We start from the raw sequence: 13,693 nt of genomic DNA, 5'->3' as shown, positions 1-13,693 counted from the left end.
AATTCGATATGTATTCGTTCTTCTATTTTTAAACTTACTCTGTATAATTAAAGGTTATTATCCATTTAAATTTACAATATTACAATCTTTAATGTATTCTTCAATTATACTTCTAGCTACATTAAAATAACTTATACATTTATCAACTATAACAGCATCACTACTAACTACTCTATCAAGTTTTTCTAATATAACATCTGCATTTTTTACTAATTCTACTTCTGTTTCAATTTTCCATTCCTTGGCATGTTCTAATATCTTATACCTTAGATTTCCAGAATTAGAAACTGGTGCATCTAAGTAAAATTTAATTTTTGGAGCTTTATATTTGTTAAAAAACTTTCCTATTAAGTTTAAAGCTTCTTCTGTTTTATCTATAATTTTATATGTTCCTCTAAGACCTGCTAAATCTCTTATATTTCCATCTCTTCCTATGACTAGAGTTCCTCCAGATAATGCTACTTCTAGAGCTATTATCAAATTAAAACCATCTATGTATATAATTCCTTCATTTATTTTATCTAAAGAAAGTATCTTTGATTGTCTTATTCTATTTTTTTCATCAGTACATACTGCTCTCTTCAGTGCATCTCTTTGTCTTATTGAAAACTGATATCTATCTCCCACAAAAGTTGCAACAGGGTCTATTTTATAATCTCTATTTATTAACCATTCTATTTCTTCTTGGGCCTTTACAAGTCTTATAAGTTCTTTCCTTGAAAACCAATGTTTGTCACTCTCATCAAATCCCCTTTTAGATATTTTATTCATAGAATATTTCACCACCTTGATATTAAGTTTGCTAATATTATCTTATTCATTTATATTACTCAATATTTAGATTATACCTTTTAATGCTCTCTTATAATACAAAATAATAACTTTCACACTATATTTATACTTTATAATGTAAAAAAAGGATACTATTAGTAAATTCTCATAGTATCCTTTCTTTAAAATTTATTTATAATGATAATTTTAGGCTTTATTTATATATTAGACTTATTCTATACTTCCTTTATCATATTAGGAGATAAAACATCATTAAGAGCCTCTGTCATAGTTGGATGTGCATAAACACGGTCTCTTAAATATGTGTATTCTACTTCTAAATCTACTGCTAACTGAATTAAATGTATAATCTCACTAGAATCTTCACATATCATGCTAGCACCAAGTATCTTATTGGAATTTTTATCTATTACGATTTTTATAAATCCATCTGTCTTTCCAATTTGTTTAGCTCTTGGAATTGCATCAACTGGTATCTTTGCTACTAATACATCATATCCTTTTTCCTTTGCTTGTTTAACATTAAGACCAACTCTTGAAAATGCTGGACTTATAAATATAGCATTTGGTATATTTTTTCTATTACTAGTTGTTCTAGTCTTATTTCCAAATAATTGATTGATTATTATACGATAGTCATCTAGTGATATATAAGTAAATTGAGGTCCTCCATTTATATCTCCTATAGCCCATATGTGTTCTTTATTAGTCTTAAGGGTATCTGATACTTTAATAAATCCTCTTTCATTTAATTCTATACCTGCATTTTCAAGTCCTAAACCTTCAGTATTTGCCTTTCTACCTGTAGCTACAAGTATTATATCACTTGTTATTTCCTTTAATTCACTATTTATCTCATATTCTACTGTAGCTAAATTAGAAACTTCCTTAATCTCTTTTACCTTTGTATTATTTATAATTTTTACATTTCTCTTTTCAAGTAATTTTATTATTTCTTCTGAATCCTCAATATCTTCATTTGGTAAAATTCCATTATTTGAATTTAATATTGTGACTTCTGTTCCAAATGAACTATAGATACCTGCAAATTCTAAACCTATAAACCCAGCACCTATAATTGTCATTTTTTTAGGTAGAGTTCTCAAATTCATAAGAGATTCACTATTATATACTATTTTATTATTTTCGATACCTTTAATATTAGGTATAAATGATTTTGAGCCAGTATTGATAAATATCTTATCTGATACTAATTCATAAACTTCATTTTCAGTTTTTACTTCTACTGTATTTTCATCAATAAAAGTACCCATTCCTGTAAATATAGTTACATTATCATTTGAATTTAACTTATTATAGTTAGCTTCTCTCAGCTTTGTAATTAAAATTTCTTTTTTATCTATAGCTTTTTCATATTCGATTTGTGCATCACTCCAGGAGTTTATATTTCTTATATTGTTTGCTGAATTTTCTAAGCTTTTAGTTGGGATACATGCTACATTTATACATGTTCCTCCATACATTTTATTTGATTTTTCTACTAAAGCTACTTTTAATCCTCTATTAGCCAAATCTCCTGCTAATGTTTTTCCGCCTTTTCCAAATCCTATTATTATTGCATCAAATGTTTTTTTCATATAATTTTCAACCCTTTCCTTCGTTATTTATACACTTACTATAACAAGGTTTTCTAGGTGATACAATTAGGTACTTTTTTGTAACCTTATATTTAATACTTTTTATTTTTCTGAGTTTCAATAAAAGACTTCATGGTCTCTTTATTCATTGCTCCTGGAATGTACTGAGTTACATATCCTTCTTTATCAATTATAAATGTAGTTGGAAAAGCATTAATTCCATATTGATATGCTAGTTCTCCATCTTCATCAAGTGCAACAGGAAAAGTATATCCTTCATCTTTTAAAAAGCTAATTACATGTTCTCTTGAACCTTCTCTTCCTAAATTTGGTGATGCTACACCTAAAATTACTACCTCTTCATTATTTTTCTTATAATCTTTATACAACTGCTCTATATGAGGCATTTCCTCTTTACATGGAGGGCACCATGTAGCCCAAAAATTTAAGAACACAACCTTACCTTCATAATCACTTAATTTGTGTGTTTTACCATATTGGTCAGTTAAAGTAAAATCAATGGATTTTATTCTTTCTTCATCATTAGAGCCGTTATCACTATTTTCATCATTAGATTCTTTTTGATTGTCTTTGTTGCTAGACTCCCCTTGTGTATTGTCATTAGAATTTTCTTGTTTATTCTCTCCTTGATTCACACTTTGATTATTTTCAACTTTATTTTTTTGTGGAATATTAAAGTGCTTGCTCACACTTTCAAATCCATTTATCATCATTAATATTCCTGATATTATAAGTATAGCCCCACCTATCTTTTTAATAGTTTCCATATTAGATTTTATTTTATCGATAGTCTTAAATAGCTTACTATAGAACATAGCTGTAATTATAAATGGCAAAATAAATCCAATAGTATATACTACTATTAAAAGATTTGCATTCAAATGATTAGTTGAACTAGAAACCATTACTAATACAGATGCTAATATTGGTCCAATACAAGGAGTCCACCCAAAACTAAATGTAAATCCAAGTAAATACGCTGTTATTGCTTTCATTTCTTTAAACTTTACATTCAATCTTTTTTCTCTATTTAGTATTGAAGATTTAATTATTCCCATGTAAAACAATCCCATGATAATAATTATAATCCCACCTATAAACATTATTAAATCTTTATTCTCATTAAAAAACATACTCAATACTCTTACTGATGACCCTAGTATAAAAAAGGTTGTCGAAATTCCTAGAGTAAATAAGATAGTATTTTTAAATAGAGAACTTCTTATAAAATTCGTTTTTCCCTCTTTTAAATTTTCCACACTACTATTGGACAGTATACTTAGATAAATAGGTAGTATTGGTAATATACATGGTGAAAAAAACGATAGTATTCCTTCTATAAATACTACAAATAAATTTACATTTTCCAAATTAAAATTCCTCCTTATTCTATTTCCACTATTAAAACAAAAAGTTATGTACTTTTTTGTTTTTACTTTTATATTCACTCATAGCTTAATTAAGTCACTGTAAATTTAAAAGCAAATTTAAAAACTTATTTATCACAATTTAAATTCTTATTGCTCCACATAATCATCTTTTCCATAACAGGAAGTAATAGTAATCCTGACTCACTTAAAAAATATGTTGATTCTACAATATTATTAACTGACTTTTTTTTGTTGATTATAATTCCTTGCTCAATTAAAAAATCTAATTGTTGAGTTAACATTTTCTTACTACATTCTGGAATAATTCTTTGTAATTCGCCAAATCTTTTTTTATCTTTTTGTAACTCCCATATTATTATAGCCACCCATTTTTTACCTAATATACTTGATAATGCCTCTACTGGACAGTCATATATCATATCATCTATATTGTACATTTTATCTCCTCTTTCTTTTTATTAATTATTAAGACATGCTTTTATTTCATTTATAAATGTGTTGATATTTACTAATTTAAGGTTTTTAATATATATATTTTGGTTTTAAAATATTTCTAAGTTTTTATATAATTACTATATCAGTTTTATAAATACATCACAATTGGGTACTTTTTTGTAACTACATATTTGTAACTATATAAAATTAAAGTTAATTATATTAAATAAATTTAGTTCTTATATAGTAATTCTTTATCTAAGTTCTTTATCCTGTTTTAATAATTTTTATATATAATATCAAACCCATATCTTCGTATTTACCCAAATTTATACAAATTAAAAAATCTGACAGATATTTATCTGCCAGATTTTTAAATGATAAACTTATCTTTATAATAGTAAGAAAGATAACATGCTGATACAAGATAATTTTCTAGTAAAGATATTATCTCTAACTCTCTGTTCACAGATTTTTCAACAATTGATTTTTGAATCTTATTATCCATGAACACCTTCATAAAGATTTTCTCCTTTATCTACTCTAACTTTAAACCATTCAACCATGATACAATATCGTTCTTTGCTTCTTCAACATCATTTCTAGAAACGGTAAATCCATCTTTTAAAACTGTTGCTTTAGGTTCAAGCTCAGAAATTGTATTTATAGTATCTGCAAATCCACTACCACCATGAGTATTGAAAGGAATAATCGTTTTTCCAGAAAAGTCGTACTCGTCTAAAAATGAGTATAAAATCATTGGTATATCGCTCCACCAAGTAGGATAACCAATAAAGATTGTGTTATATTGGCTTATATCGTCGATATGATTTTTTAGTTCTGGTCTTGCGTTATTAGATTGCTCTTTTTTTGCCACTTCCACCAGAACATCGTGTTCAGTCGGATATTGTGTTTTAGGTTCTATGCGAAATATATCTGCTTCTGTACTTTCTTGAATGACATTTGCTACATATTGAGTATTTCCTATTACTTCGCCATCAATGACAACTGTACTATTTGCTTCATCTTCTGTCATATTTTTAGGTTCAGTAGTTTCTGGCATGGAGAAATAAACTACTAATGTTTTTCCTGAATCAGATGTTCCACAGGCTGTCATAATAAACATAAGCATTAAACCTAGAAAAATCGTAACTATTTTTTTCATTCTCTTCTCTTCCTTGTAATTTTTATATTTTTCCTTTTCGTTCTTCAATCATATTTACAAACATATCAACTGTTTCTGGTGTCTGATGATTGAAAAATAAACTTGTGTTTGTATCTAACATAGCGACCTTACACATATCCTCATCTGAAAGCTGAAAATCAAAGATTTCAAAATTCTCTTTCATACGTTCGATATGAGTGGATTTAGCTAATGCGACAATATCTCTTTGCATAAGCCACCTTAAAATAACTTGTGCAATGGATTTATCATGTTTATCAGCAATTTCTTTTAAAACAGGATTCTGAAACATATTGCTTTTTCCTTCTCCAAATGGTGCCCATGCTTCTATTTGTACACTTCTTTTTATCATGTTTTCTTGTGCTTTTACTTGTTGGTTAAATGGGTTTGTTTCAACTTGATTTACATGTGGTGCAATCTTGTTAAAAGACGCTATGTCCGCTAACCTATCTGGCGAGAAGTTACTAACGCCTATTGCTCTGATTTTTCCAGCTTCGTATAAATCTTCTAGTGCATGATAAGCACCATAATAATCACTGAATGGTTGGTGCAATAAGACTAAATCTATATAGTCTACTTTCATCTTTCTCATAGATTGTAAAATGGACTGCTTCGTTTTCTCGTAACCATAATTATCAATCCATACTTTTGTAGTAATGAATAATTCTTCTCTTTTCAGACCACATTTGCTGATTGCATTTCCTACTTCTTCTTCATTAAAATAAGATTGAGCGGTATCAATATGTCTATAACCAACACTGATTGCCTCTAACACGCACTTTTCACATTCCTCTTTTGTTATCTGAAATACTCCAAAACCTAATTTTGGTATTTTCACGCCATTACTTAATTCAACATATTCCATTATTTATTCCTCCTTGACATTGTACATTTTTGGGATACAATAGAATTATACAAGCCGGTTGTTACTACCGGTCAATACCTAATTTTAAAAAAATTCAAATATGTTTGGAGGAACTCTTATGTATTCTATGAAAGAAGTATGTAAACAAACCAATCTAACTTATGAAACATTAAAATTTTATTGTAATGAGGGACTTATTCCCAATGTCAAAAGAGATAGCCGTAATTATAGGACTTTTGATGAAAGAGATATAGAATGGATAAAAAGTTTATCATGCTTAAAAAACTGTGGCATGAGTATCAAAGAAATGAAACATTATGTATCATTATGCTTAATGGGTCAGTCCTCAATTCCAGAAAGGAAAAAAATATTAGAAGCTAAGAAAGATATGTTATTTAGACAGTTGCAGAAATTAAATGATAGTATAGAATATATTGATAAAAAACAGCAATTTTATAATGATATTATAAATAATAAAATAAAATATACAAGCAACCTAATAAATGTGAGATAAATTAACCAATTACTATCTTTATGGAGCGTCAATTCAAACTGTGAAATCTGTGACGCTTTTTACCATAAGAAAAAGGGTTCACATATCAATCCTTCATCCTCTTGATTATCGAGTACAAGAAACAAAATCAACACATATAAAACTATAATAGTAGCTATTATTTCTTCTAATTTTGACGCATATGCAATCCAACTTACAGAACTTCCAGATTTGACTAGATAACCATTCATTAATTTTATACTAGTTGCGCTTATTGCCATAGGAAATGTAAATGCAGCAAAGCTTGGATAAAAAGGTAATCTTAATAATTTTGGTAAGTATCCCAAAACTACAATGTAAAATACAATTGACAATACAAATAATAAGTATAATATAACACTATTTTTATTTAAAAAAGAATTGATGTAACCAGACAATAATAATGAGGCTGGTGCGACTAATATGGCTAAAGTCGGTAAAGATGGTTCAGGCATCTCCTTGATTATTCATACTCTCTTTAAAACTATTGGTATAAGAACTATATAATATATAAACCCCATCCAAAAAGCAATTTTACCAATTAAAAGTTGATTAAATACTGGTGCTGTAACACTAGCTGTAACTACTCCAACATAAACTATATACCAAGATGGAAATACTGTCTTTATTGAAAAATTAACTAAAAACTTCTTACTAAACAATACTACTAATACCATATGTCCCACAATTCCTATACCCCAAATTACAATACCTAATTCTGGAGATAAAGGTTTTACATATGTAGCAAATATCATTGTAGCCATTGTTATAGTTGGAAATGTACTTAAAACTAAGGGATTTCCTAGTTGTTCTTTTACACTTTTTCTAAGCAATATTATTTTAACTATATAAATTGCATATAAAGTAAATCCTATAAATCCAATTACATTATGTAATGATTCACTATAGGATTGTAATAAGTTGCCTAGAGCAAATATTGATAGAATCAAACTTGCAATAGGTATAGGATATTTCTTTAATAAATTCAAAATATACCTCCTTTTCACCAATCTATCTATATTTTCAATATATCAAAATTTTGGTCAAATTGACATATTGTAGTGATTCCTATCTTATAGAAAATATCTATTTATACTTATTTTACTATTACAATTTTCTATATTTTTTAACACATTCAAATAGTGTTTATTTTACATTTACTTTTTTCTATATTTTTTTACATATTAAAATAGTCACCATTTTATGTTTACTTTTAATCAAATATACTAATCTGATTATTATTGTCTTTATCTATTTTAATAATCTTCATATCTCTAACAGTTATTTTTGCATCTTCTCTTATAGCACCCACAAGTACTCTATTCTCTTCATTATAGAGTCTACAATTTTTTTCTACTTGTGTATAATTAAAATTAGCATAACAATATAAACAATAATGTCTACAAGTATTGTACTGTCCTATGTCAACACTCTTAATACATCCACAAATGTCCCTTTGTGTATCATCCTTTTTGACTTTCACTTCACTACCTATAATCTTTGATATTAACTTATCATCAATACACTTACTGTTTCCAATGCCAAACTTACTTAAATTATATTCATCACAGCATATTTCAAGTGTTATATTATACTTATGAGATATTCTAAAAAATTCCTTCGACAACATTTCTATTTCTTTAATTTGTATAGGTTTTATATGTAATGATTTTGTATTAAATTTTGTTTTCTTGTATAAATCTATAAAACTTATTATACATTTTTCTGTAAATCCATTAAGTTGACTACATAATCTATCAAATGCTTTTATATGATAATCTAAGTTATACTTTTCACTTAGAAAAATTGGGTCATATCTCAAAATTACTCTTTCTTTTCCTATGCTTCTAGACAATTCTTTAAATGACTCTATTATCTTCTTTTTATCCAAAATTCGTGTTTCTACATCTTTACCATATGGAGTTATAGTATAGTGAAAATAATATTTGTAGTCTTTTAATTTATTCAAATCACATATCATTGGAGTTGCATCTTTTGTCCAAAATACAAAGCAATCAACAGTATGCGGATTTAACTCTATCTTACTGACTTGTTTTGGATTCATCGGATTAACAACATACACAAAACCCTCTTTAAGTCTGTTAAAAAACCACTTACTATAAAAAGCAGGTATATCAGTTCTTCTACTTACACTTACTATCATAATTTAGCCTCCATCCAAAAGTATAGTTGTTGTCACTCTTAGAATTGTCCAGAACACATTCTACACACATTATTTACTAATTTTTCTTAACACAATAACATGCTTTTTACATCCTATTATGCTAGACAATATATGAGGTATTTTCTTTACAGAGTTTTTCCATTTTATCATACACAACGCCACTGTCTCTCTCATCTGTCATGGTCACAATTATATCACTTGCCTTGAGAATTGTTTTTCCTTTTGGAATAATTTCTTCTCCTCCTCTTTGAATGGCTACCAAAAGACAATTTTCTGGCCATTGAATATCCTGAATTGCTTTGTTGGCAACAGGAGAACCAAACATAACAGAAAACTGATCTAGTATTTTCTCTCCCCTCTCTCTATGAACAGGTTCTCCATTGTTCTCAAGTAATCTCTCCAGAAGACTTTCATAAATCGGCTTAGATTTCAGAAGTGTAGCCACAATATATGCTACAATTGAAATAACGGATAGGGAAAGCATCTGACTAACAGAACCTGTCATTTCAAAAATCAATATAATTCCAGTCAAAGGCGCACGTACAATGGCAGTAAAATACCCTGCCATAGCCAGAAGTACAAAATTATTGACATAGTCTAGGTTCATTCCAAAAAACTGTACACCTACCATTCCGAACATTCCCCCAATAAAGGCTCCTAAAACAAGTAGTGGAAAAAATATTCCTCCTGGCGCACCAGACCCAAAACTGACAGCCGAAAATACAAAACGGATGACAAAAATCAAAGCTACCATTCCCAGCAGATATTCATGGCTTGTCAGTGCTTCCACCAGATTATGCCCACTTCCCAGCACTTCAGGCATCAAAAGCCCCAAAATACCAGCCATCAAAAATGGAATCAATATTTTTCCAAATGTACCTATTTTGGGAATCTTTTTATATAGAGACTGAATAAATAAGGTAAACCAATTATAAAATGCCCCCATAACTCCAAGCACAACACCTAGAATCAGTATCAACCAATAATAACTCTGTGGTAACACATTTCCAATGTCAAACTGGAATACTGATTCCACGCCTAGAAAATTAGCTGATATATAATCAGCTGTTAGAGATGCTGTCATCACAGAAATCAAAACAGACACTGAAAAGTTTTTATGTACTTCTTCCAGTGAAAACATGACGCCTGCCAGTGGTGCATGGAAGGCTGCTGATAATCCTGCACTTGCCCCACAAGTGAGCAAGAACTTTTCCTCTGTTTTTCCTCTATCAAGAGCTCTGGAAATACCCTTTCCTACCATAGCACCAAGCTGGATAGAAGGTCCTTCTCTTCCCAAGGCAAGACCACCCATAAGCGATAAGAATCCTCCAACAAATTTGGCTGGCAACACACGCCACCATACTTGCTTGATTTTACCTGTCATCTCTCCTTCTAGCTGAGGAATACCACTCCCTGAAATCATTGGCTCCCAATTTACTAGCTTTGATACAATCCACGCAAGCAGTGCAAGCACTGCAAACCAGAGTGCTATTTTCACAGTTGAACCTTTTACAAAATTTAATATTTGGTTGAGCCAAGTACCAGCCTGCCCCAAAAGTATCCTATATAAAAGTACAATCAAACCAGCTATAGCACCTACAAGAAGCCCTTCGCCAATCAAAATAACTTGAAATCGCTCGGCCCTCTTAATTACATGAGATGTATCTTTTTTCATAATCTTTCTCCTCCACTCCATAATTTGGTTCAATATGAATAAATATATTTTTTAGTTCATTTCGAACAAAATCATCTATTACTTTTCTTCTATATTTGATACACATAACCAACTTATAATGTAATTTAAATACTGAATGACTATTGTTATCCAACTTAATTTCATCGTATTTACCACTGAATCAATAATACAATACATCTTTGGAAAAATAAAGAAGGGCATATTATTTTATTTTTACTTTACTCTTGACTTTAATAAAAAACCATGATAATATTAGTCCTAAATCAGACTAATATTACGGAGGAAAAATACCATGAAAGATGATATAAAAAAACATATTAAAGAATATTACGCCTATTGGCTTGGTCTAAACAATCTGTACGACGAATGGGCCAAATCATATAACATGAGTGTACATTCACTATTTGCACTATATGCAATATGGGAAAATCAAGAAAATTGCACCCAAAAAATTATATGTGACGAATGGCTTATGCCAAAGCAAACTATAAACTCTGTACTAAAAAATTTTAAAGATAAAGGTTATATTGAACTATTGGTTAATGAGAATGATAGACGTAATAAAATCATTCACCTAACTCCAATAGGAAAAATTTATGCACAAGATGTTCTTCAAGATTTGCTTAAGCTTGAGGAATCTGTCATGCACAAAATGGGGCAAACAAATAGAGAATCAATGACAAAAAACAATGCTCTATTTTTAGAACTATTCAAAAAAGAAATGGAGACTAAAAAATAACTATGGTAAAGAAACAATTCTTAAAAAATGTACTACCCTCTATGTTAGCTTTTGCTTTTTCAGGTGTTTATGCCATTGTAGATGGATGGTTTGTGGGTAGAAATATCGGAGATGCAGGACTTGCTGCAATCAATATTGCCTATCCACTGACTGCATTAATTCAGGCAATTGGGACAGGAATTGGTATGGGTGGAGCAATTCAAATTGCTATATGTCTTGGTAGAGGTGATGAAGATGAAAATAAATATCTTGGAAATACTATTTTTATATTGCTTGTGGCTTGTATAATTTCCACAATAATATTAGGTTTGACTTCTCAATCAATTTTAAGAATATTTGGAGCTGAGGGAGAAATCTTAAATCATGCAATATCTTACATAAAAATTATTATTTACGGAGCAACATTCCAAATTATTGGTACAGGTCTTATCCCAATTATTAGAAATTATAATGGTTCATTAGTGGCAATGTCTTCTATGGTTGCAGGCTTCTTAACAAATGTAGTTTTGGATTGGTTGTTTGTTTCAGTATATTCATATGGATTATTAGGAGCTGCAATAGCCACAGTCATTGGTCAAATGGTTACTCTACTTCCTTGTATTTTATTTTTGACTATTAAAAAGAAGTTATTTGGATTTGCTATATTTAAACCTATGCCATACTTCTTTAAAAAAATAATCGAAGTTGCTGTTTCTCCATTTGGATTAACACTTTCTCCAAATATAGTCATTATAATTCTAAATAAAGGTGCTCTTTCATATGGTGGTGCACAAGCTGCTGCTTGTTACGCAGTTGTAAGTTATATAATTTGTATTATTCAATTACTTTTACAAGGTATTGGTGATGGATGTCAACCATTGATTGGAAATTATTATGGTGCAAATAATTTAAAGTCTGTAAATGAAGTTAGAAAAATGGCCTATATCACAGCATTTACAACTTCAATTGTTTGTATGATTGTAATTTATCTTCTTAAAGATAAATTACCAAACTTCTTTGGAGTATCAGACATAGTAGCACAAAGCATTTCTAGTGTACTTCCAATTTTTATTTCAGGATTTTTATTTATAGCATTTTTACGTATTACAACATCATTCTTTTATGCAGTCAGAAAGAATCTGTTAGCATATATTTTAATTTATGGAGAGCCTTTACTACTTACTGCTCTAGTTGCTTTGATTTTACCAAACATACTGGGATTAAATGGTGTATGGATTTCTGTACCTTTGACACAAGCTTGTCTTGCAGTAGTTGGTTTCATTCTATTAAAAAAATATGCTAGATTAGACACATTATAGGCAAATATTTTATTGAAAATTATTTAAAAATATCCTTATCGTTTTTAGATTTTATTATTAAGCTTTTATTTGCTCTTCTAGCTTATGCTGTTATTGACAATTACCTCAGTTATTGTGTTTATTCATATTAAATTTTACAAAGGGTGCAATTATTAAGCACCCTATAAATTTATTTTTTTAAGAAAGCTAAAAAACAATAAAAATGTCTAGCTCATATCTATATTATAATTTTTGATTTGCATATTTCAATGACCATGGGCAATTCACCATACATTTTAAAACACAAAAACATTTAGAAATATCAATTATAGACTCTCTTCCCCCTTGATGAGTCCAAGCATTTCCATGTATAGCTTTTGCAGGGCATTTTTCTACACAAACATTGCAATCACCACATTTTGAATCAATCAAAGGATGCTTTTCAACAGAAATTGGTGCATCTGTAAGTACTGTACACATACTAAAAGCACATCCAAATTCCTCAGTGATAAATAAATTATTTTTTCCCATGAATCCAATACCACTAATATTAGCTATTGTCTTGTGTGGTAAAGGGCTAATACCTGATTGCATCTTAGGGTCAATATATCCTCTTTCAATGTATCTATGTTCTATATTATTTTTTTCTGATTGAGCATAAGCACTATAACCTTTTGTTTGAAGATATTCAGAAATCCAATCAGCTAGTTTTTCCATCTTTTCCTCTTTTTCCAAAAACTCATCACTGTCTGTAGGTAAATTATTGTATATATCTTTAATAAACTTCTTTGACAATCCTATACAAAATAAAATTGCCTTAGAAAAACCTCATGTTTGATTTATTGGAAATTCAGATATATCAACAAAACGAATAATGTCTACACCTTCGTTGTACAAAATAGATTTCAACTCATCATTCATTTTTGACTCCTTTCACAGTTAATCAAGTAAGAAATAGCTTTATATACTAATAGATTCT

The 13,693-nt window shown here is 29.2% G+C and carries 16 protein-coding genes; 3 read left to right on the top strand and 13 right to left on the bottom strand.

Going from position 1 to position 13,693, the window contains the following annotated elements; translation table 11 throughout:
* Positions 1 to 57: 57 nt before the first annotated feature.
* The 7 genes from KGF46_RS12395 to KGF46_RS12365 form a co-directional block, all read right to left on the bottom strand.
* Positions 58 to 771: a DUF434 domain-containing protein gene (locus KGF46_RS12395; RefSeq protein ID WP_227842842.1), complete on the bottom strand. Its 714-nt coding sequence runs from the start codon at positions 769 to 771 to the stop codon at positions 58 to 60.
* 236 nt (positions 772 to 1,007) lie between these two features.
* Complete coding sequence (locus tag KGF46_RS12390; RefSeq protein WP_227829607.1) at positions 1,008 to 2,390, bottom strand: dihydrolipoyl dehydrogenase family protein; 1,383 nt, start codon at positions 2,388 to 2,390, stop codon at positions 1,008 to 1,010.
* Between the two features lie 92 nt (positions 2,391 to 2,482).
* A complete protein-coding gene (locus KGF46_RS12385; protein ID WP_227856742.1) occupies positions 2,483 to 3,781 on the bottom strand; it encodes a cytochrome c biogenesis protein/redoxin in 1,299 nt (432 codons plus the stop codon).
* Between the two features lie 125 nt (positions 3,782 to 3,906).
* Positions 3,907 to 4,239 carry a winged helix-turn-helix transcriptional regulator gene (locus KGF46_RS12380; RefSeq protein WP_227829609.1) on the bottom strand — a complete coding sequence of 111 codons (333 nt, stop codon included), beginning with the start codon at positions 4,237 to 4,239 and terminating at the stop codon, positions 3,907 to 3,909.
* Positions 4,240 to 4,610: 371 nt separating this feature from the next.
* Positions 4,611 to 4,757 (bottom strand): hypothetical protein, encoded by a 147-nt coding sequence (locus tag KGF46_RS12375; protein WP_227829610.1) that lies wholly within the window; start codon positions 4,755 to 4,757, stop codon positions 4,611 to 4,613.
* An 18-nt stretch (positions 4,758 to 4,775) separates the two neighbouring features.
* Positions 4,776 to 5,402: a flavodoxin gene (locus KGF46_RS12370; protein WP_227829611.1), complete on the bottom strand. Its 627-nt coding sequence runs from the start codon at positions 5,400 to 5,402 to the stop codon at positions 4,776 to 4,778.
* Positions 5,403 to 5,424: 22 nt separating this feature from the next.
* Positions 5,425 to 6,285 carry an aldo/keto reductase gene (locus tag KGF46_RS12365; protein WP_227829612.1) on the bottom strand — a complete coding sequence of 287 codons (861 nt, stop codon included), beginning with the start codon at positions 6,283 to 6,285 and terminating at the stop codon, positions 5,425 to 5,427.
* Between the two features lie 118 nt (positions 6,286 to 6,403).
* Between KGF46_RS12365 and KGF46_RS12360 the strand changes: the two genes are divergently transcribed.
* Positions 6,404 to 6,799 (top strand): MerR family transcriptional regulator, encoded by a 396-nt coding sequence (locus KGF46_RS12360; protein WP_227829613.1) that lies wholly within the window; start codon positions 6,404 to 6,406, stop codon positions 6,797 to 6,799.
* Between the two features lie 59 nt (positions 6,800 to 6,858).
* Here the strand turns inward: KGF46_RS12360 and KGF46_RS20385 are convergent, their stop codons facing one another.
* The 5 genes from KGF46_RS20385 to KGF46_RS20375 all read right to left on the bottom strand — a co-directional run bounded on the left by KGF46_RS20385 (position 6,859) and on the right by KGF46_RS20375 (position 10,831).
* Positions 6,859 to 7,272, bottom strand: coding sequence for a hypothetical protein (locus KGF46_RS20385; RefSeq protein WP_413841277.1), 414 nt, complete (start codon positions 7,270 to 7,272; stop codon positions 6,859 to 6,861).
* A gap of 12 nt (positions 7,273 to 7,284) precedes the next feature.
* Positions 7,285 to 7,806: a hypothetical protein gene (locus KGF46_RS20380; RefSeq protein WP_413841279.1), complete on the bottom strand. Its 522-nt coding sequence runs from the start codon at positions 7,804 to 7,806 to the stop codon at positions 7,285 to 7,287.
* A 224-nt stretch (positions 7,807 to 8,030) separates the two neighbouring features.
* Positions 8,031 to 8,981 (bottom strand): DUF1848 domain-containing protein, encoded by a 951-nt coding sequence (locus KGF46_RS12350; protein ID WP_227842840.1) that lies wholly within the window; start codon positions 8,979 to 8,981, stop codon positions 8,031 to 8,033.
* Positions 8,982 to 9,102: 121 nt separating this feature from the next.
* A complete protein-coding gene (locus tag KGF46_RS12345; protein ID WP_227850608.1) occupies positions 9,103 to 10,677 on the bottom strand; it encodes a ClC family H(+)/Cl(-) exchange transporter in 1,575 nt (524 codons plus the stop codon).
* Positions 10,649 to 10,831, bottom strand: coding sequence for a transposase (locus tag KGF46_RS20375; protein ID WP_227842838.1), 183 nt, complete (start codon positions 10,829 to 10,831; stop codon positions 10,649 to 10,651). Before KGF46_RS20375 ends, KGF46_RS12345 begins: the two co-directional genes overlap by 29 nt.
* A 159-nt stretch (positions 10,832 to 10,990) precedes the next feature.
* Here KGF46_RS20375 and KGF46_RS12335 point away from each other — a divergent pair, with 159 nt between their 5' ends.
* Together KGF46_RS12335 and KGF46_RS12330 are read left to right on the top strand one after the other, a co-directional pair.
* Positions 10,991 to 11,437 (top strand): MarR family winged helix-turn-helix transcriptional regulator, encoded by a 447-nt coding sequence (locus tag KGF46_RS12335; protein ID WP_227842837.1) that lies wholly within the window; start codon positions 10,991 to 10,993, stop codon positions 11,435 to 11,437.
* Positions 11,438 to 11,439: 2 nt separating this feature from the next.
* Positions 11,440 to 12,735, top strand: coding sequence for an MATE family efflux transporter (locus KGF46_RS12330; protein WP_227862004.1), 1,296 nt, complete (start codon positions 11,440 to 11,442; stop codon positions 12,733 to 12,735).
* A 222-nt stretch (positions 12,736 to 12,957) separates the two neighbouring features.
* Here the strand turns inward: KGF46_RS12330 and KGF46_RS12325 are convergent, their stop codons facing one another.
* Entirely contained in the window at positions 12,958 to 13,431 is a 474-nt protein-coding gene (locus tag KGF46_RS12325; RefSeq protein ID WP_227862003.1) for a hypothetical protein, read from the bottom strand.
* Between the last annotated feature and the right edge of the window lie 262 nt (positions 13,432 to 13,693).

Source organism: Clostridioides sp. ZZV14-6153, from assembly GCF_020657855.1.
In the GTDB taxonomy this organism is placed as follows: Bacteria; Bacillota; Clostridia; order Peptostreptococcales; family Peptostreptococcaceae; genus Clostridioides.
This window is presented reverse-complemented; position numbering and strand designations above follow the sequence as displayed.